This window comes from Streptomyces sp. NPDC046759, assembly GCF_040645475.1.
Classification (GTDB): domain Bacteria; phylum Actinomycetota; class Actinomycetes; order Streptomycetales; family Streptomycetaceae; genus Streptomyces.
Genome location: NZ_JBEYYJ010000030.1, coordinates 72263 through 91588, shown reverse-complemented (window position 1 = coordinate 91588; position 19326 = coordinate 72263). Strand labels below are relative to the sequence as shown.

Annotated in this window: 17 protein-coding genes and 1 pseudogene; 7 read left to right on the top strand and 11 right to left on the bottom strand. The window is 73.2% G+C overall.

What is annotated here, in order from left to right:
- Nucleotides 1–423: 423 nt before the first annotated feature.
- The 5 genes and pseudogenes from ABZ919_RS32745 to ABZ919_RS32725 form a co-directional block, all read right to left on the bottom strand.
- Nucleotides 424–1251, bottom strand: a pseudogene (locus tag ABZ919_RS32745) (SGNH/GDSL hydrolase family protein); the annotation flags it as partial.
- A complete protein-coding gene (locus ABZ919_RS32740; RefSeq protein ID WP_361254917.1) occupies nt 1248–2423 on the bottom strand; it encodes a glycosyltransferase in 1176 nt (391 codons plus the stop codon). The pseudogene ABZ919_RS32745 and the gene ABZ919_RS32740, both read right to left, overlap by 4 nt.
- Entirely contained in the window at nt 2420–3547 is a 1128-nt protein-coding gene (locus ABZ919_RS32735; RefSeq protein WP_361254914.1) for a glycosyltransferase family 1 protein, read from the bottom strand. The genes ABZ919_RS32740 and ABZ919_RS32735 overlap by 4 nt, the downstream gene beginning before the upstream one ends.
- Nucleotides 3548–3757: 210 nt before the next feature.
- Nucleotides 3758–5176: a HEAT repeat domain-containing protein gene (locus ABZ919_RS32730; RefSeq protein WP_361254911.1), complete on the bottom strand. Its 1419-nt coding sequence runs from the start codon at nt 5174–5176 to the stop codon at nt 3758–3760.
- A 300-nt stretch (nt 5177–5476) separates the two neighbouring features.
- A complete protein-coding gene (locus ABZ919_RS32725; protein WP_361254908.1) occupies nt 5477–5869 on the bottom strand; it encodes an ankyrin repeat domain-containing protein in 393 nt (130 codons plus the stop codon).
- Nucleotides 5870–6182: 313 nt separating this feature from the next.
- On the opposite strand from ABZ919_RS32725, the gene ABZ919_RS32720 reads away from it, so the two are divergent.
- Both ABZ919_RS32720 and ABZ919_RS32715 read left to right on the top strand, forming a co-directional pair.
- Complete coding sequence (locus tag ABZ919_RS32720) at nt 6183–6377, top strand: hypothetical protein (protein WP_067046482.1); 195 nt, start codon at nt 6183–6185, stop codon at nt 6375–6377.
- A gap of 40 nt (nt 6378–6417) precedes the next feature.
- Nucleotides 6418–8127, top strand: coding sequence for a hypothetical protein (locus tag ABZ919_RS32715; protein WP_361254905.1), 1710 nt, complete (start codon nt 6418–6420; stop codon nt 8125–8127).
- Nucleotides 8128–8236: 109 nt separating this feature from the next.
- Here the strand turns inward: ABZ919_RS32715 and ABZ919_RS32710 are convergent, their stop codons facing one another.
- Nucleotides 8237–9745 carry a PLP-dependent aminotransferase family protein gene (locus ABZ919_RS32710; RefSeq protein ID WP_361254902.1) on the bottom strand — a complete coding sequence of 503 codons (1509 nt, stop codon included), beginning with the start codon at nt 9743–9745 and terminating at the stop codon, nt 8237–8239.
- A gap of 102 nt (nt 9746–9847) precedes the next feature.
- Here ABZ919_RS32710 and ABZ919_RS32705 point away from each other — a divergent pair, with 102 nt between their 5' ends.
- The 4 genes from ABZ919_RS32705 (at nt 9848) to ABZ919_RS32690 (ending at nt 13327) form a co-directional block, all read left to right on the top strand.
- Complete coding sequence (locus ABZ919_RS32705) at nt 9848–10501, top strand: hypothetical protein (protein ID WP_361254899.1); 654 nt, start codon at nt 9848–9850, stop codon at nt 10499–10501.
- Nucleotides 10498–11274: a glycerophosphodiester phosphodiesterase gene (locus ABZ919_RS32700; protein WP_361254896.1), complete on the top strand. Its 777-nt coding sequence runs from the start codon at nt 10498–10500 to the stop codon at nt 11272–11274. Before ABZ919_RS32705 ends, ABZ919_RS32700 begins: the two co-directional genes overlap by 4 nt.
- A gap of 53 nt (nt 11275–11327) precedes the next feature.
- Nucleotides 11328–12674, top strand: coding sequence for an MFS transporter (locus ABZ919_RS32695; protein WP_361254893.1), 1347 nt, complete (start codon nt 11328–11330; stop codon nt 12672–12674).
- A gap of 278 nt (nt 12675–12952) precedes the next feature.
- On the top strand, nt 12953–13327 hold the full coding sequence (locus ABZ919_RS32690; RefSeq protein WP_003977404.1) for an RNA polymerase-binding protein RbpA: 375 nt from the start codon (nt 12953–12955) through the stop codon (nt 13325–13327).
- Between the two features lie 122 nt (nt 13328–13449).
- Here the strand turns inward: ABZ919_RS32690 and fxsA are convergent, their stop codons facing one another.
- The 4 genes from fxsA to ABZ919_RS32670 form a co-directional block, all read right to left on the bottom strand.
- On the bottom strand, nt 13450–14004 hold the full coding sequence (gene fxsA / locus ABZ919_RS32685) for an FxsA family membrane protein (protein WP_361254890.1): 555 nt from the start codon (nt 14002–14004) through the stop codon (nt 13450–13452).
- Between the two features lie 68 nt (nt 14005–14072).
- Nucleotides 14073–14870, bottom strand: a complete 798-nt coding sequence (locus ABZ919_RS32680) for a polyprenol monophosphomannose synthase (protein WP_361254887.1) — start codon at nt 14868–14870, stop codon at nt 14073–14075.
- A gap of 556 nt (nt 14871–15426) precedes the next feature.
- Complete coding sequence (locus tag ABZ919_RS32675; RefSeq protein WP_361254884.1) at nt 15427–17040, bottom strand: amidohydrolase; 1614 nt, start codon at nt 17038–17040, stop codon at nt 15427–15429.
- A gap of 56 nt (nt 17041–17096) precedes the next feature.
- Nucleotides 17097–17537, bottom strand: coding sequence for an Lrp/AsnC family transcriptional regulator (locus tag ABZ919_RS32670; RefSeq protein ID WP_361254881.1), 441 nt, complete (start codon nt 17535–17537; stop codon nt 17097–17099).
- 244 nt (nt 17538–17781) lie between these two features.
- Between ABZ919_RS32670 and ABZ919_RS32665 the strand changes: the two genes are divergently transcribed.
- A complete protein-coding gene (locus ABZ919_RS32665; protein WP_361254879.1) occupies nt 17782–18216 on the top strand; it encodes a hypothetical protein in 435 nt (144 codons plus the stop codon).
- 6 nt (nt 18217–18222) lie between these two features.
- On the opposite strand, the gene ABZ919_RS32660 is transcribed toward ABZ919_RS32665, so the two are convergent.
- Nucleotides 18223–19320: a phosphotransferase family protein gene (locus tag ABZ919_RS32660; protein ID WP_361254876.1), complete on the bottom strand. Its 1098-nt coding sequence runs from the start codon at nt 19318–19320 to the stop codon at nt 18223–18225.
- Nucleotides 19321–19326 lie beyond the last annotated feature (6 nt).

Sequence of the window (19326 nt, the reverse complement as noted above, 5' to 3'; positions counted from 1 at the left end):
CGCCGGGGCCGCACAGATCACAGCAGGCGCTGCGGCCTCACCGGCCGTATCTGCCCCCCAGGCCGCGCGCACCACCGACGACCGGGCCTCGCCGCCCACACCGCGCACCGCCGACGTCTCCTCACCGGCGGCGCCCTCCATCAAGCCCACACCGCGCACCGCCGACGTCTCCTCACCGACGGCGCCCTCCATCAAGCCCACACCGCGCGCCGCCGACGTCTCCTCGCCGGCGGCACCCCCCGCCGTGGTCACACCGGCGGCCACCACCGACCTGCCCGGGCCGACCGGCCCGGTGGCCACACCGGCGGCCGGCGCCGCAGCCCCAGCCGCGGCGCCGGTCACCCGTGCCCGGCCCGGTACGCCCGTCGGCTTCGTGGCGCCGGCGGGGCGCCGCTGAGCCCCGGCGTCCTCTCCGGGGACCTCCGCCAGGGCCGCCAGGGCCGCGGACACCGCCGCCGAGGCACGCAGGTCGAGGCGCGTGCTGGTGCCCCGGGCCCGGTGGTGCAGCTCGTCGGCGGCGAGACGCAGCAGCTGCGGCAACAGGTCCTTGCACCGCCGGACCACCCAGCCGGTGCCGGCGGTGGCCAGCCACAGCAGGCTCGCCGCGCGGGTCGGCGCGGGGAACTCCGGTTCGGCGGACGGCGGTCGGCCCGACGCTTGTCCAGCCTCGGTGAGCAGGGCGTGGAAGCGCACGGCGAGCTGCCGGTGCCCGCGCTCGCCCGGGTGCAGCCGGTCGGCGCTCCACAGCTCCCGGTCGGTGATCCAGGCACCGTCCGCGGCGTGCAGGTGGACGGCTCCGTAGCGCTCGGACAGCGCGTGGACGACCGTGTTGACGGCCCGTTGCCGGCGGGCCAGCGGACGGGCCAGTGCGCTCGGGAGGCCCAGCATCGCGCCGGGGTCGGGCAGGCAGGCGGTGAGCACGGTGGCGCCCGCTCGGGTGAAGGCCGCGTAGACCTCGTCCAGGTGGGCGGCCACCGCCTGGATGTCGAAGGTGCGGCGCAGCGTGTCGTTGACCCCGATCACCACGGACACCAGGTCGGGCCGGAGTTCGAGGGCGACCGGCGTCTGCCGGCGCAGCACGTCGAAAGTCTGGGCGCCGCTGACCGCCAGGTTGGTGAACTCCACGGCGCCGGCTGTCTGGGCGAGGGACGGGGCCAGCAGGGCGGCCCAGCCCCGCCAGCCGTCCCCGGCGGGGTCACCCACGCCCTGGGTCAGCGAGTCCCCGAGGCCGACGAAGCGGACGGCTCTCATGCCACGCCCTCCGGCACGCTGCGGCGGACGCCGGTCGGACGCAGCACCTCCGCGTCGTGGGCCGCCAGGAACGCCTCCACGGCCGCTCCCCAGCCGAAGCACTCCGCACGCGCGCGTGCCGCCTCGCGCCGGGCCTGCTCGCCGCGGTCCAGCAGCAGCTCCACGGCGTCCGCGAACGCCTCGCCGCGGTCGGCCGCGGTCGCCCCGGCGGAGCCGATGACCTCGGGCAGCGCGGACGACGCGCTCGCCACGACGGGCGTGCCGCACGCCATGGCCTCCAGGGCGGCGAGCCCGAAGGTCTCGGCGGGCCCCGGCGCGAGGGCCACGTCCGCGGTCGCCTGGAGAGCGCCGAGCGCGGCCCGGTCGGAGACGTGCCCGAGGAACGTCACCGGCAGCCCGTGCTCCCGCGCGCGCTGTTCGAGCCGGCTCTTGAGCGGCCCGTCCCCGGCCACCACGAGCACCGCCCGCCGCCCGCGTCGTATGAGCGCGTCCAGGGCGTCCAGGGCGGTTCCGGGGCGCTTCTCCACGGACAGCCGGGAGCACATCACGAGCAGCGCCTCGTCCCCGCGCGCGTGCAGCGTGCGCAGGCCCGGGTCGCGGAGCGCGGGGTGGCGTTGCATCAGGTCGACGCCCAGGGGGGCGCGTACGACGTTGCGGGCGCCGATGCGCACGAATTCCCGCTCGGCGAACTCGGTCGTGCACACCACCCGTGAGTAGACGTGCGCCGTGCGGGTGTTGAGGACGTCGGCGGCCCGGCGGGACAGATTCTCGGACAGGCCCCAGGTGCGCAGCACGCCGTCGGCGGTCTCGTGGGAGACCATCACGGCGGGCACGCGCGCGCGGCGGGCCCAGCGGCCGGTCCAGCGCAGGGTCGTACGGTCGGAGACCTCCAGGCGGTCCGGGGCGAGCTCCTCCAGGAGGGCGGCCACGCGCCGCTTGTCGGTGAGGACGCGGTAGCCGCCGGTGCCGGGCAGCAACGGGCCGGGCAGGGTGATGACCCGGCCCTGCTCGGTGTCGCGGTCGGTGTGCCGTTCGCCGGGCACGACCAGCACCGGCTCGTGGCCCGCCGCCTTGAAGCCTTTGCCCAGCTCCCGCAGAGCGGTGCGCAGGCCGCCGGAGGCCGGGGCGACGAAGTTGGCGAGCCGGACGATGCGCAGGGACTGGCCGGTCATGCCGCCACCGCCGTCCTGCGTGCCGCGAGGACGTCGTCGTAGTGGGCGATCAGCTGGTCGCAGACGGCGGCCCAGGTGCGGCCCTCGACCAGGGTGCGGGCGGCGGTGCCGAACGCGGTCCGCCGTGCCGGGTCGGTGACCAGTTCACGGACGGCCTCCTGGACGGCGGCCGCGTCGCGCGGCGGGACGAGAAGGCCGGTGCGGCCGTGGGCGACCAGGTCGAGCGGGCCGCCGGCGGCGGGTGCGACGACCGGGACGCCGCTGGCCATGGCCTCCTGGACGGTCTGGCAGAAGGTCTCGAAGGGGCCGGTGTGCGCGAAGAGGTCCAGCGAGGCGAAGATCCGCGCGAGCTCGTCGCCGGTGCGCCGGCCGAGGAAGACGGCACCGGGCAGGGCCTCGGTGAGGTGCGCGTGGCTGGGCCCGTCGCCGACCACCACGACCTTGACGCCTTCCAGGCCGCAGGCGCCGGCGAGGAGTTCGACGTGTTTCTCGGGAGCGAGCCGGCCGACGTAGCCGACGATCACCTCGCCGTTCGGGGCGAGTTCGCGGCGCAGCGACTCATCACGCAGATCTGGCCGGAAACGTACGGTGTCCACGCCGCGAGGCCACAGCCGGACCCGGGGCACGCCGTGCGTCTCCAGGTCGCCGAGGGCGGCGCTGGACGGGGCGAGGGTGCGGTCGGCGGCGGCGTGGACGGAGCGGATCCGCCGCCAGGCGGCCGCCTCGCCGGCACCCATGTAGGTGCGGGCGTATCCGGCCAGGTCGGTCTGGTAGACGGCGACGGCGGGGATGCCGAGCCGGGCGGCGGCGGCCATGCCGCGCACGCCGAGGACGAAGGGGCTGGCGAGATGGACGACGTCAGGACGGTGCTCGACGAGCGCCGCGGCGAGGCGCCGGCTGGGCAGGGCGACGCGGACCTGGGGGTAGCCGGGGAGCGGGAGGGAGGGGATCCGGACGACCGGGCACGGGGCGTCCGTGTCCGGTCCGCTGCCCGGAGCCGGGGCGGGGGCGACGACGAGCGGATGGTGACCGCGATCTACGAGGTGCCGGGCGGTCTGGAGCGCGCAGTGGGCCACGCCGTTCACATCGGGGGGAAAGGATTCGGTCACGATGACGACACGCATACGGGTGTTGTCGCCGCGCCCGGCGTGGCCGCGTCAACTTGGATCTTTCCACCCGGGGAACGTCCCATGAGCGTTGGGCTGCACACCCGAGCAGGTCAGACGGCCGTCATGACCGACTGACCTGCGGGACACCTCGTGTTCACGGTCCGGGTGGTCGTCCGCCCGGACCGGGGGTTGCGCGGGGCTCCGGGACTGTCCGGGTGCGCGGGTTCAGCCGAGGGCCGCGTCGGGTCCGAAGCGGCTGCGGACCGCTGTCTGCACCTCCGCCTCCTCGGCCGGATCGGCGGCCAGGCGGCGCAGGCGCTCCACGACCCGGGTGTCGCCGGTCTCGGCGTGCCGGGCGGCGACTTCGCGGGTGGTCTCCTCGCAGTCCCACAGGCACTCGACGGCGAAACCGGTGGCGAAGGAGGGGTCGGTGGCGGCCAGCGCGCGGGCGGCCCGGCCGCGGAGATGGGAGGAGGCCGTCTCACGGTAGATGTGGCGCAGTACGGGCGCGGCGCAGGCGATACCCAGGCGTCCGGTGCCGTCGACGAGGGTCCACAGCGTGGGTGCGTCGGGGCCTTCCCCGCGCACCGCCTCGCGGAGGGCGCCGAGGACGAGGTCGCGGTCCTGGACACCGCCCCGGCAGGCGAGCATGCGGGCGGCGGCGGTGCCGAGCGCGTCAGGGCGCTGGGCCCAGCGACGGGCACGGTCGACCGCGGCGACGCTGCGCATCCGCTCGAAGGCGTCGACGGCGGCCTCCAGGACGGCCGTCGTGCCGTCGGCGACGGCGGCCTCGATCAGGTCGAGGGCGTCGCGGTCGTTGTTGTCGGCGAGGTAGCGCAGCGCGGTACAGCGGGCCCCGTCCATGCCGGTGCGGGCGGCCTGGACGATCTCCGGGCGGTCCTCCGGGCCGGCCACGGCGATCAGGCAGCGGGCGGCCGGCACATGGAGGGCGGCGCCGCGCTCAAGGCCCTGCTGCGCCCATTCGAAGACGGCGCGCACGCTCCACCCGGGCCGGGGACCGGTGGGCCGCATCTGGCGCTGCCAGCGGTCGAAGCAGCCGGTCTCCTGTGCGGCACGCACGCGCGTGGCGATCGATTCGCGCGGATCCTCGGCCCACAGCCGCCAGGGCCGCGGCTCGAAGGCGTCGCGCACGGCGGCGGCCAGCTCGGCCTCGCCCTCGGGATCGGCGGGGAAGCGGGCCAGGACGGGCGCGGCGAGGGCGCGCAGGCCCGCGTCGTCGTCCCTGAGGGCCAGCTCGTCCAGGGCCCAGGCCCAGTTGGAGCCGTGGGCGGCGTACCTGCGCAGCAGTTCGAGCGCGTCCCGCCTGCCGTACGAGGCGAGGTGCCCGAGGACGGCCAGGGCGAGACCGGTGCGGGACTCGTCGGTGTCGAGGACGTCCTCGGCATCGAAGAGGTGCGCCTCGATCGCGTCCAGCTCGCCGTTCAGGTCGAGATAGAGCCGGGCGTAGTAGAGGGAGCGGTTCTCCACCTGCCAGTCGTGGCGGGGATCGCGCAGCACGCAGTGGTTCAGGGCCGCGAGCGCTTCGGCGCGCGGGGCGGTGAGCGCGTGCAGTGTGCCGTCGCCGCGGCCCCGCTGGAGCAGGCCGAGCAGCGTACCGCTGGGCGCTATGACCGGATCGAACATGGGAAACAGCCTCACATCAAGCGTCGACGCAACCGGGGAACACGCACTACCTGGCCGCGTGACACAACGTCGGAGCGCCCGCCGTCTCTTGCTTGCTGAAGACCATCTCTCTCTGCCTCTCGTCGGTGGCCCATGCGGACCGCATCACGGCCCGCGCGGTGCGGCAACACCTGCCCAGCCATCGCGTCCGTGAATCACGTCGTCATGATGACCCGCGGTTTGTGCTGCCGCGACCGTATTTCCGGCGGCCTCTTACCGCCTCCCCCGTTTTGTGTGTCGTACCTGGTCAGGACATGCGCGTCAGTGCGCGCCGAACAGCTCCAGGAGTTCCGTCTTGCCGAACATCCGGGCGGTGTCGACGGCCGACGGCGTCCCCGCGGCCGGGTCGGCTCCGCCCTCCAGAAGAGCCTTGATCACGTCTGTCTCGCCCTTGAAGACGGCACCCGCGAGCGGGGTCTGGCCCCGGTCGTTGACCTGGTCCGCCGCGCCGCCCCGGGCGAGCAGGGCGCGGACCGCGTCGGCGTGGCCGTGATAGGCGGCGAGCATCACGAGGGAGTCGCCACGGTCGTTGGTGAGGTTGGCCGGAACGCCGGCGTCGACGTACGCCACGAGCGCCTCGGTCTGCCCCTGCCGGGCCAGATCGAAGATCTTGGTCGCCAGCTCCACGACCTCGGGGTCGGGGGCTTCACTCATCGGCCGGACCGCCTCTCCTGCGAACTTCGGGGACTTCAGGGAGCGTACGGCAGCGAGAGCGGAACGCGGCCGTACGAGTGAATCGCCAGCGTACTGGCTCGCGCCGCACATGACCCGATGTGCCCGAGGTAAAGATCAGCGACATCCCCCGGCGCAGGCGACCGCCCGACCCGGCAGGGCCGGAGACACTCCACCGGCCGGGTGAAATTCGCCATCTTTCACCCATTTGCACCTTTAATCGTATAGATACATTCTGTGATCCTGGAAGAACTCATGGTGACTGCCCCCCACCTTCGACACCAGGAGGCCCGAAATGATCCTCTCCGTCTCAGGCGTCATGCTGCTCGGCGTCGTCGTCTTCCTCTTCTTCCGCAAGGACGGCCTCAAGGGCTCGCACGCGTGCACCTCGGCTCTGTTCGGCTTCTACCTGGCCAGCACGGGCATCGCCCCGAGCATCAAAGCCGGCGGCGAGAGCCTGGCCAGCCTCCTCGGCGGCATCAAGTTCTGATCCCGCCGGCCCCACCCGCACGCACCGTCAGGAGACAGCAGTGGCCCGGCGCCCTCTCCCCCGCATCCTGAGCAAGGACAGCGCCCAGATCGCCCGGGCCCAGCTCGCCCGGAGCCGGGACCTGGCCCGGACGGCGGCCGACAGCGCCACCGACGTCCTCCACCCGCTGATCACCGTCACACGCGGGCTGCGCCGGCTGGCCTCGGCCGGGCGGCGCAGATGGGCGGACACGCCTCAGGACAAGCGGGGGCCCCTGCTGTTCCTGGTGGCCAGCGTGATCCTGGTCGTGGCGCTGGCGCCGTACGGGCCGCTGCTCGCCGTCATCACCGTCATGGGGGCGGCAGCCTGGCAGGGCCGCGACCGCACCCCGCCCGCCCCGGAAGGGCCCGACGAGTCCCAGAGCGAGCGGCTCCAGGCGCTCTACGAAGCCCTGGTGCCCTACTTCTCCCGCACCGAGGACCCGGCGCCGCTGTACGCGCACGGCGGGGAGTGGGAGAAGGCGCTCACCGCCCACGAGTTCGACGACGCGGGGCGCGTCGGTCATCTGGTGATCCGCTATCCCGCGTACTTTCCGGACGGCGAGTCCGCGGCCCGCGCACGGATCGAGCAGCTGCTCACCGCGAAGGCCGGCCGGGGCCGCGAGTACCGCTTCGCGTGGGACGAGGAGGCCAACCAGCTCACCGTCACCGTCCTCCCCCCGCTGCCCGCCGACATCCCGGCCCAGCACTTCGTCACGGCGCCGGGCGAGACCGTCCTCGGCTTCACCGACCCGGGCGAGGTCCAGCGCACCCTGCCCCTCTCCTACGGGGAGGAACAGATCGACGTACCGCCGGTCGTCTGGCGTACCGGCATCCGCTCCACCGAGCCGCATCTGCTGGCCATGGGCCACCCCGGCAGCGGCACCTCCACCCTCCTGCGTTCCATCGCCCTGCAGGCGCTCCAGTGCGGCGACGTCCTCGTCGTCGACGGCGGCGGCACCGGCGAGTACGCGTGCCTGACCGGCCGGGACGGTGTGCTGGCGGTGGAGTGCGCGCTGACCGGGGCGCTGGCGAGCCTGGAGTGGGCCGCGCAGGAGACCGAGCGGCGCCTGATCGCCATCAATCTGGCCCGGCAGGCGGGCGACCCGCCACCGGCCGACGCCCGGCGCCCGCTGTGGATCGTGCTGGACCGGCCGTCCGTCTTCGCCCATCTCGCCGCGGGGGACGGCCGCACGGACCCGCAGACGCTGCTCCAGGTACCGCTGCGGCACGGCCGGGCGGCGAACGTGACCGTCGTGATGGCCGAGCAGATCGACAGCGCGGAGCTCCTGACGGACGCGGTACGGCAGCACACGCGCGCGCGTGTCGTGCTCGGGCCCGTGGCGCCTCGGCAGGTGGAGGCGGTGCTGGGCGCTCCCCCGCACACGACGCCGCTGGGACACGTGCCGCCGGGCCGGGGATACGCGCGGCTGGGATCCGGTCCGGTGCACCGCCTTCAGGTGCCGCGCACGCCGGATCCGTACGACGACGCGACCAGCGACTCCGATCGCGAGGCCGTGCTGGCGTTGCTGCCTCCGCGGGCCACTGCCGTGAGGGCCGAGCCGGCGGAGGAGCCTCAGCAGGCGGAGGAGGACCAGCAGGCGGAAGCCCCTCGGCCGACGGAGCTCGCGGAGCCGGCGCAAGCCGCTCGGCCGCCGGAGCTCGCGGAGCCGGCGGATCTCACCAAGCCGACGGTTGACGCGGCGGCGCTGACCGCGGAGGCGGCGGGATAGAGCCGCCGGGGTTCCGGCCGTCTCCCGGGCGCGGTCCGACGTGGCCGCTCGCGCAGTTTCCCGCGCCCGGCGCGGTGCCTGGTGCTGCGACGGCAGACCTTTCACAGCACTAGGCCACGAAGGTGCGCGGCTCCTCCGAAGCCCCCGTCCCCCCGGTCTCCACCAGGCGGGCCGCCGCCGCCAGCCGGACCGCGGCCTCCTCCGCCACCGCTCCCCCGACGGTGAACGGAAGCCGCAGGTAGCCCTCGAACGCGCCGTCCACCCCGAAGCGGGGGCCGGAGGGGACGCGGACACCGGTCCGCTCGCCCGCTTCGGCGAGCCGGGAGCCGGACAGGCCGCCTGCGCGGACCCACAGGGTCAGACCTCCCTTCGGGAGGTGGAACTCCCATGTGGGCAGCTCGCGCCGGACCGCCGCCACCAGCGCATCCCGGTTCTCGCGGGCCTGGGCCCGGCGCAGCTCGACGGCCTGCGCCCAACCACCCGTGCTGAACAGCCAGTTGACGGCTAGCTGTTCGAGCACCGGCGTGCCGAGGTCGGCGTACGCCCGCGCGGCGACCAGGCTGCGGATGACGTCCGGCGCCGCCCGCACCCAGCCGATCCGCATGCCCGCCCAGAACGCCTTGCTGGCCGAGCCGACGGTGACGACGGTGGAGCCCGCCGGGTCGAAGGCACAGACCCGGCGCGGCATCCCGCCGCCGTCGAGCTCCTCGTCCAGCCACAGCTCGGTCATCGTCTCGTCGGCGACGAGCACCGTGCCGGCCGAGCGGGCCGCGTCCACCAGCCGGCGCCGCTGGTCCTCGTCGGCGAGGGCGCCGGTGGGGTTGTGGAAGTCGGCGACGACGTAGGCGAGGCGGGGTGCGGCCTCGCGCAGGACCTGCCGCCAGCGGTCCAGGTCCCAGCCGGACAGGCCCTCGGCCATCGAGACGGGGACCAGCCGGGCGCCGGCCTCGCGCATCAGCTGCAGGATGTTGGCGTAGGACGGCGACTCCACGGCGATGCGTTCGCCCCGGCCCGCGAACAGGTGACAGATCGCGTCGATGGCGCCCATGGCGCCGGTCGTCACCATGATCTGCTCGGGCATGGTCGGAATTCCGCACGCCGTATAACGCTCGGCGATCATCGAGCGCAGCGCGGGCAGGCCGGCCGGGTAGTCGCCGTGCGTGTGGGCGTACGGCGGCAGTTCCTCCAGCGCTCCCTGCACGGCACGGGTGAGCCATGGCTCGGGAGCCGGGAGCGAGGCGCAGCCGAGGTCGATCATCGAGCCCAGGGCCTCGGGGGGCAGGGGTTCGAGCCCGCGCGCGGGCAGCGGGTTGCCCGCCGGGACGGCGGTCCAGCTGCCGGCGCCGCGCCGGGACTCCAGGAAGCCCTCGGTGCGCAGCGCCTCGTACGCGGCCGCGACGGTGGTGCGGCTCACGGACAGCGCGAGGGCGAGTTCGCGTTCGGCGGGCAGGCGGGCGGCCACCGGGACGCGGCCTTCGAGCACCAGCAGCCGGATGCCGTCGGCGAGCGCCCGGTAGGCGGGCGGACGGCGGGTGCCGGGGCCGGCCGGGCGGTCCTGCTGGGAGTTGAGGAGCCGGGCGAGCTGCGCGGCCCCCATGGCAGAGGTCCACTGCGCCATGAAGATCAGTCCACCTTCCCCGGATTGGCCATGGATGGCGATCCATCCCAAGCCACAGAGTGACATGCGTCAGGCCACCGCTTCCACCCAGGGGGGTACTTCGTGTCCACTCGGCGCCGTCTCGGACGGCGATTGATCCAGCTGTACGCCGGCCTCACGCTCCACGGCGCGAGCTCCGCCCTGCTCGTGGCGGCGGGCCTGGGTCTGGAGCCCTGGAACGTGCTGCACCAGGGCCTCGCCGAGCTCACCGGGCTGACCATCGGCGTGGTGTCGATCGTCGTGGGCGCGGCGGTGCTGCTGCTGTGGATCCCGCTGCGCCAGCGCCCCGGGCTGGGCACGGTCTCGAACGTCATCGTCGTCGGCCTCGCCATGGACGGCACGCTCGCGCTGGTCCCGGACGCCCGCTCCCTCGCCGTGCGGGTCCCGCTGATGCTCGCGGGGATCGTGCTGAACGGCGCGGCGACCGGCCTGTACATCGCGGCGCGCTTCGGCCCCGGTCCGCGCGACGGCCTGATGACGGGGCTCCACCGGCACACCGGCCGCTCGATCCGCCTGATGCGGACGGGGGTCGAGGTGGCGGTGGTGGTCAGCGGATTCCTGCTGGGCGGCACCATCGGCATCGGCACCGTGCTGTACGCCGTGTCCATCGGGCCACTGGCGCAGCTCTTCCTGCGGGTGTTCGCCGTCCCTGCGGCATCCGGCGGCAGCACGGTCGTTGCCACCTCGACACCGGAGCGCGCGATACTGCACGGGTGACCCTCACGACACCACCCCTGCGCCACCCCTACCTGGACCATCCCGGCCCGATCGCCTTCGCCCACCGGGGCGGGGCCGCCGACGGGGTGGAGAACACCGTGGCGCAGTTCCGCCGCGCGGTGGAGATGGGCTACCGCTACATCGAGACGGACGTGCACGCCACGGCCGACGGCCGGCTCGTCGCCTTCCACGACTCGACGCTGGACCGGGTCACCGACGGGGCGGGCCGCATCGCGGACCTGCCGTGGGAGGACGTACGGCAAGCGCGCGTGGGCGGCCGGGAACCGGTGCCCCTGTTCGAGGAGCTGCTGGATACCTTCCCCGAGGTCCGCTGGAACGTCGACATCAAGGCCGAGCCCGCCCTGCGCCCCCTGCTGGAGCTGATCGAGCGCACGGGCGCCTGGGAGCGGGTCTGTGTGGGCTCGTTCTCCGAGGCCCGCGTGCTGCGCGCGCAGCGGCTGGCCGGGCCGCGGCTGGCCACGTCGTTCGGCACCCGTGGTGTGCTGAACCTGCGGCTGCGCTCGTGGGGCCTGCCGGCCGCCGTGCGCCGGTCCGCCGTCGCCGCTCAGGTGCCCGAGGCCCAGTCGGGCGTCCCGGTGGTCGATCACCGCTTCGTCCGCGCCGCCCATGCGCGCGGGCTGCAGGTGCACGTGTGGACGATCAACGAACCGGAGCGCATGCACCGGCTCCTGGACCTGGGAGTCGATGGCATCATGACCGATCACATCGACATGTTGCGCAAGGTCATGGAGGACCGCGGCGTCTGGGTCTGACCACCCGGCCGCCCGGCCCGCGCCTTCGCAGTTGAGCGGAAGCGAGGGCGCGGGTGGGAACCGACACCGTACGGATGCGGGCGGCCGACGAGACCGCAGGACGCAGACGCGAGCAGCGCGGCTGGTATTTCTACGACTGGGCCTGCTCGGTCTATTCGACAAGCGTGGTGACGGTCTTCCTCGGGCCCTACCTCACCGCGGTCGCCGAGCGGGCGGCGGACGCCGACGGCTATGTGCATCCGCTGGGGGTGCCGGTCCGGGCCGGCTCCTTCTTCGCCTACTCGGTGTCCTTGTCGGTGATCCTGGCCGTCGTGGTGATGCCGCTCGTGGGCAGCGCGGCCGACCGCACGGGCCGCAAGAAGCCGCTGCTGGCGGCGGCCGCGTACACCGGGGCCGCCGCGACCACGGGCATGTTCTTCCTGGACGGCGACCGGTATCTGCTCGGCGGGGTGCTGCTGATCGTGGCCAACGCGGCGCAGTCCGTCGGGATGATGCTCTACAACTCCTATCTGCCGCAGATCGCCCCGCCCGAGGAACGGGACGCGGTCTCCTCCAGGGGCTGGGCCTTCGGGTACGGAGCGGGCTCCACGGTCCTGGTCGCCAACCTGGTGCTGTACTCGGCGCACGGCTCCTTCGGCCTGAGCGAGACCGCCGCCGTCCGTGTCTGCCTGGCCTCGGCGGGCCTGTGGTGGGGCGCCTTCACGCTGATACCGCTGCGCAGGCTGCGCGACCGGCGGGCGCGCACCGAACGCACCGCGGCGCCGGGCCTGAGGCAACTCGCGGCGACGGTCCGCGACATGCGCCGCCACCCGCTGACGCTCGCCTTCCTGCTGGCGTACCTCATCTACAACGACGGCATCCAGACGGTGATCACACAGGCGTCCGTCTACGGCTCGCAGGAACTGGGGCTCGGCCAGTCGACGCTCATCCTGGCCGTGCTGCTGGTGCAGGTGCTGGCCGTGGCCGGGGCGCTGGCGATGGGCCGGCTGGCGCGGACGTACGGCGCGCAACGGACGATCCTGGGTTCGCTGGTGGCGTGGACGGTCACTCTCGCCGCCGGCTACTTCCTGCCCGCGAAGGCACCGGTGTGGTTCTTCGTGCTGGCCGCCGGGATCGGCCTGGTCCTCGGCGGCAGCCAGGCGCTGTCACGGTCGCTGTTCTCCCATCTCGTGCCGCCCGGCAAGGAGGCCGAGTACTTCTCGGCGTACGAGCTGAGCGACCGGGGGATGAGCTGGCTCGGGCCGCTGCTGTTCGGCATGACGTACCAGCTGACCGGAAGCTACCGGTCCGCGATCATCTCGCTGGTGGCCTTCTTCATCATCGGGTTCGTGCTGCTGGCACGCGTCCCGGTGCGGAGGGCGATCGCCGCGGCCGGCAACCCGGTTCCGGAGACGATTTAGCCCTGATTTAGCGCTCAAGGGGAAAGGGCGGTAGTGTACGCCTTTGGCCTGCCAGGCGTACCGTTACTGCGCGTCAAAGATGCCGAAACGCTGGGTGACATCTGCTAGCAGATGTGACAAACCGGGCGCCGGTGGGTAGAACAAGGGGCGGCTACGACGGCGACGCATGACCCGGAACGGGACACGGAACGGGAATCTTTACCGCCGACCGGACGTTGACCGGATGACGACGACAGCGACACCTGTCCTGTGGGCGACAAGCCCGGGAGGCACGATTCATGAGTGAGCGAGCTCTTCGCGGTACGCGCCTCGTGGTGACCAGCTACGAGACGGACCGCGGTATCGACCTGGCCCCGCGCCAGGCCGTGGAGTACGCATGCGAGAAGGGGCACCGCTTCGAGATGCCCTTCTCGGTCGAGGCGGAGATCCCGCCGGAGTGGGAGTGCAAGGTCTGCGGGGCCCAGGCACTCCTCGTCGACGGCGACGGCCCTGAAGAGAAGAAGGCCAAGCCCGCGCGTACCCACTGGGACATGCTGATGGAGCGGCGCACCCGTGAGGAACTCGAAGAGGTCCTCGAGGAGCGCCTTGCGGTTCTGCGTTCGGGGGCGATGAACATCGCGGTTCACCCCCGGGACAGCCGTAAGTCGGCCTAGTCCCCGCGGGGGCTGGGAAAGACACAGCGCACACCGAACCGCGGGCGCCGTACGTGCATCACGTACGGCGCCCGCGGTTTTCGTGTGCCGAAGGGTGCGCTCGGCGTTTGTCGGGGGTGTGCTCAGCGCGTCAGCGGCGGCCGGTGCTCCTCCCCCGGTTCCGGCCGGTCCTGCCGGATGACCTCGCCCTGGACCACCTTGCCGTCGGGACGATGCATCCGGGCCTGCTGGAACGCGTCACCGAGGCTGCCCGGGGCGGCCGTGCGCAACCTCTTGTCCAGGGCGTTCTCGGCGACCCGGCTCACGGCCCGCTGCACCGGCGGAACCAGCAGGAGCAGGCCGGCCGCGTCGGAGACCAGCCCCGGGATCATCAGCAGCAGGCCGCCGAGCATCAGCAGGCCGTTGCCGCCGCCGCGCTCCGGCGAACCGCCTCGCTGCAGCGCCTCGTTCAGGCTCTGGAAGGCGCGGCGGCCCGCCCGCTTGATGACCACGGAGCCTGCGACGAAGCCCGCGACGATCAGCAGGAAGACGGCGAGCCCTCCGGCCGCCCCTGCGACGAGGGTCAGCAGCCAGATCTCCAGCACCAGCCAGGCGGCGACCCCCAGCGGCAGATACCTGCGCAGCCGGGAGCGCCGGGGCCGGGTGGTGCAAGGAGTGGTCGGAGCGCCAGTCGTCATGGCTCCAGTGTGCCTGGCGGCGGCTCAGCGCGGGATAAGGGGATGATCGGCCGGATCCGGCGGGCGGACTACGAGGCCCGCTTGTCCTTGCCGGTGAGCTTGGCGATCCGGTCACTGGCGCCCCAGGCGGTGACCCGCCACAGCGCCTCGACGAGGATGTCCTTGCTCATCTTCGAGTCGCCGAGTTCGCGCTCCACGAAGGTGATCGGGACCTCGACCACGTGGTAGCCGGCCTTCACCGCACGGCGGGCCAGGTCGACCTGGAAGCAGTAGCCCTGCGAGGCGACCTCTTCCAGGCCCAGGCCCTGCAGGGTCTCGCGGCGGAACGCGCGGTAGCCGCCGGTGATGTCGCGCAGCGGCAGGTCGAGGGCGAGCCGGGAGTAGAGGCTGCCGCCGCGGGAGATGAACTCGCGGGACTTGGGCCAGTTGACCACGCGGCCGCCGGGCACCCAGCGCGACCCGAGCACCAGGTCGGCACCCTTGAGGGCGGTGAGCAGCCGGGGCAGTTCCTCGGGCTGGTGGGAGCCGTCGGCGTCCATCTCGACCAGGACTCCGTAGTCGCGCTCCAGACCCCAGCGGAAGCCCGCCAGGTAGGCGGCGCCGAGGCCCTCCTTGCCCTTGCGGTGCATGACCTGGACGTGTCCGTCCTCGGCCGCGAGTTCGTCGGCGAGCTTGCCGGTGCCGTCCGGGCTGTTGTCGTCCGCGATCAGCACGTGCGCCTCGGGGACGGCCTTTCGCACCCGTCCGACGATGGTCTTGATGTTCTCCGCCTCGTTGTAGGTCGGAATGATCACCAAGGCCGTGCCGAGCGGGCCGAACTGCCTCCCCTGGGCCTTGGCCGCGAGGGTCCCGTCGCCGTCGTTCACTGCTGCCCCTTCTGATCGTACGCAGACGTCCACCATAGTGGGCCGCCGTCCGGGAAGACGTGACGGCTCGTGTGGATGGTGGTGTCGATTCCACAAGAGTGGGGTAAGAATGCGGGTTTCGGCCCCTTCGCGGCACACCGGCGCCGTTTCCCCGCCACGGCGGATGGGGGCCCGGCGCCCTTCGGGCCGACCTGGGACCCGCTGGCTGCGGATCGACCGAAAGCCGTTGTCTACTGAGCGCACGGGCCCCACCCGGGTCACACCTTGCCGGGCCGGAACGTTCCCTCGGCGGCACGGGCACTGAGCCTGGCTCCCAGTGACGGTGCCCCGGTGCGGCACACCGTCCCTGACCCAGCGGCGCTGCGACGAGTTGCGTGAACACTCCCCGGTCGGGCGTCCGGTGGTGGACTCGGACGAACCTACCGGCCCCCGGCCGTCGACTGTCAACAGCCCTCTGAGCTGCGACAACGGGGCGGCACCTGCTGCCGCTGGAGAGGATGCGCAGGTCGGGCGGCAAGGCGGCGGCCGCCGACGGCCGCTGCGCCGCCCCCGTAGATCACTCGCCCGGCCGTACGAACACCGTCCGTCCGCCCACCACGGTGCGCAGGCACACCGGGAGGTCGCGGCCCGGGGTGAGGTCGGGCAGACCGGGCGTGCCGGAGCGCGGATCGGTCGACCAGCGGGCCACCCGGTCGTCGGGGGCCTGTACGACCAGCTCATCGGTGCGCCAGACGGCGTAGTCGGCGGGTGCGCCCGGCACCAGGACGCCCGCGTCGTCCCGGCCCACGGCCCGCCAGCCGCCCCGGGTGTGCGCCGTGAACGCGGCCCGGACGGAGACCCGGTGCTCGGGCGTGCGGTGGAACGCGGCGGCGCGCACGGTGCCCCACGGGTCGAGCGGGGTGACCGGGCTGTCGGAGCCGAAGGCGAGCGGCACACCGGCGCGCAGCAGGGCCGCGAACGGGTTGAGGGTGCGGGCCCGCTCGACGCCCAGCCGTGCGGCGTACATGCCGTCCTCGCCGCCCCACAGCGCGTCGAAGGCGGGCTGCACGGAGGCGATCAGCCCCAGCTCGGCGAAAGCCGCGACGGTGTCGCAGGTGAGCATCTCGGCGTGCTCGACGCGGTGACGGGCGGCGCGGATCCGGGCGAGGCCCAGCTTCTCCGCGGCGGCGCGCACGCCTTCCACGACCGCGCTCACTGCGGCGTCGCCGATGGCGTGGAAACCGGCCTGCAGGCCCCCCTCGGTACAGGCGACGACATGGGCCGCTACGGCCTCGGCGTCCAGGTAGACGGTGCCGGTGTGGCCGGCGTCGGCGTACGGCTCGTGCAGGCAGGCGGTGTGCGACCCGAGGGCACCGTCGGCGAAGAGGTCGCCCGCCGCGCCCACGGCACCCAGCTGCCGCGCCTTGTCGACGTTCTGTTCGGCCCAGTAGCCGACGACCCGGGGACCGGGCACCTCGGCGGCGAGCCTCAGCAGGCCGGTGAAGTCGGTCTCGGAGGAGATCTGCGGGCCGCCGCACTCGTGCACCGAGCCGATGCCCAGGGAGGCCGCGTGAGCGAGGGCGGTGCGCTGGGCTTCGGTGCGCTGGGCGGGCGTGATGGCGCCGAGCGCCGTCTCGCGCACGGCGTGATGGGTGTCCTTGGTGAGCGGCGCGTCCTCGCGGGGAACCGCGCCGGGGACCAGGTCCAGCAGCGCGCTGGTGACGACCGCCGAGTGCACGTCGATGCGGGAGAGGTACAGCGGGCGGCCGCCGGTGGCCTCGTCGAGTTCGGCGCGGGTCGGCGGGCGGCCGCCCGGCCAGCGGGCGGCGTCCCAGCCGTGGCCCAGCAGGACGCGGTCGTCCGGGCGGGCGGCGGCGAAGTCGCGGACCAGGGCGAGGGCCGCCTCCAGGGAGGGGGCTACGGTCAGGTCCAGGCCGGTCAGGGCGAGGCCGGTCGCGGTGGTGTGCACATGGGCGTCGGTGAAGGCGGGCGTGACGAGGGCGCCGTCGAGGTCGACCACCTCGTCCACGCCGTCCGCGAAGGCGTCGGCGGCACCCTCGGAGCCCACCCAGGCGACGTGGCCGGCCTCCACGACCATCGCGGTCGCGAAGGGGTCGGCGGGGCTGTGCACCTCGCCTCGGCGCAGGAGGACGGTCTTGGGGGACTCGAGGTCGGCGGTACGGTCGCTCATGGCGGACAGTTTCCCGCGTCGGCCGGCGTGGGCCGTAACCGGGGGCGACCGCCGGTTCAGACCCGCGGCGGGCGCGCCTCGTACGGCGTCGACAGCACCACCGTCGTGCGCGTCGACACCCCGGCCAGGCCGCGCAGCCTCGCCAGCAGTTCCTCCAGTTCGTGCGGGGTCGCCACCCGCACCTTGAGGATGTAGTTCTCGTCGCCGGCGACGCTGTGGCAGGCCTCGATCTCGGGGACACCGGCGAGGCGGTCCGCGATGTCGTCGGGGGCGCTGGGGTCGAACGGTTTCACCGAGATGAAAGCGGTGAGCGGCAGGCCGACGGCCTCGGGGTCGACCACCGCGGCATAGCCGCGGATGACGCCACGCTGTTCCAGCCGCCGCACCCGCTGGTGCACGGCCGACGTGGACAGGCCCGTGGCCTTGCCCAAGTCTGTGTAGCTCATCCGCCCGTCCTTGACGAGCAGCTGCACGATCTGTCGGTCCAGCTCCTCCATGGCGCCAAAACCTACAGTGCGCTTGATCTCCTGGGATAGCCGAGAGCGCAGGTCATGGCCGGTTCGATACAAAAAGCACCGCACAAGCCCCGTACCACGCACCCGCACGCGGCATGTGACGAACGCCACACATCCCGAACAGGCTCCGTAATGTTCTCGTGATTACCGCCCAGGGCTGGCGGGAAGTGCTTGCTGTGGTCGAGGCCGCAGCGCCGTAACGGCCCAGCCTTAGGGGGAGAATCCCATGCAGAGTGTCCATCGCCCTGGTCGATCCACGTCCAAGCGGCAGCAGCCGGTCGTCGAGCTCCAGCCGGAGGGCGTCGAACCCGACGTCTTCGAGGACGACCTCGACGCCTACGACACCTTCGAGATGTACCGGGTGATCTGCCCGGACTGCGCCCAGCCGATCGCGCTGCTGGCGGACGAGCAGGTCCTGCCGGAGCACGCGCTGTGCGCCTCGCCGTGGAACCCGTTCGGGCTCACGGTCTGTGCGGGCACGGGCCGTGCGGCGGCCGACGCCCGCCCCGCGGACGAGTCCTTCGCGCCGCAGGAGCAGGACACCGCCCTGCTGCTGACGCTCCCCCAGGGCCTGAACTGGCGGACGCAGCCCTTTTCGCACGTCGGCGGCCCGGGCTCGCGCCCGATGCGCGTGCCGGCGATGCGCGCCCAGGCCGCCTGAGCCCCCTCACCGCGTCCAGTACGTGCCCTGCACCATGGCACGCAGGCTGCCGTGGTGCAGGATCAGCGCGTCCGGATCCGCCGGCACGGCGGCCTCCCCGAAGTGCACCTGGCGGTAGGCGATGCGCAGCATGACGATCGCGTGCCGCAGAGCGGCGTACAGGGTGTAGAAGTCCATGTCCTGCGGCGTGTGCCCGGTCAGGCGTGCGTAGCGGGCCTCGACGTGGTCCCGGCGCAGGAAACCGGGCAGTCCGCGCTGTCCGGAGGCGACCGTGAGGTCGTGGAAGAAGCGGTGCAGATAGACGGTCCAGCCGAGGTCGACCTCGCGCGGGGCGAGCGCCGCCATCTCCCAGTCGAGGACGGCGACGGGGTCGAAGCCGTCGTAGACGATGTTTCCGATGCGCGCGTCACCCCAGTTGAGGACTGTTTCGCCCGCCTCGCTCGGCCACAGCTGCTCCAGCCGGTCGAAGGCGGCCTCGATCAGGGGTGAGCGGGGCAGACCGTCGGTCACCCAGGCGTAGTAGGCGCGTTGGACCGACACATGCCGGCTCAGCGCGTCTCCCGTACCGGGCGTGGTGAGGAACTGCGCTTCGCTGAGAGGCACTTGGTCATGCAGACGGGCCAGCAGCCCGACGGTCGCGGCCTCCAGGTGCGCGCGCTCGGCGTCGCTCGCCGTGTGCAGCCAACTGCCCCCGTAGGTGTACGGCATGACGTCCGGCGGCACGCGCCCGGCGACCCGTTCCATGACGAGGAACGGCGCCCCGAGCGGGCCCGGATCCTCCTCCAGCCACAGCAGGCGGGGAACGGGCACGTCGGTGTGCTCGGCCACCAGGCGCAGGGTGCGGTACTGGCGGGCCATGTCGTAGGCGGGAAAGACGGTGTACGCCGCCGGGTCCGCCGCCAGTCTCAGCGCACAGGCGCGGCACGGCGCTTGCGGATGCTCGAGGTCGAAGAGCAGGGTCTCGCTGGACATGCCGTTGGAGGCCGGGACGGTGACACCGGTCACCCTGGCGCCGGGCAGCCGGGTGCCGAGCCAGTCGGTGAGGCGCCGGGCCAGGTGTTCCGAGTCGCGGGTGGTGGTACGGGGGCGTGGTGCCGTGGCCATGCCGGG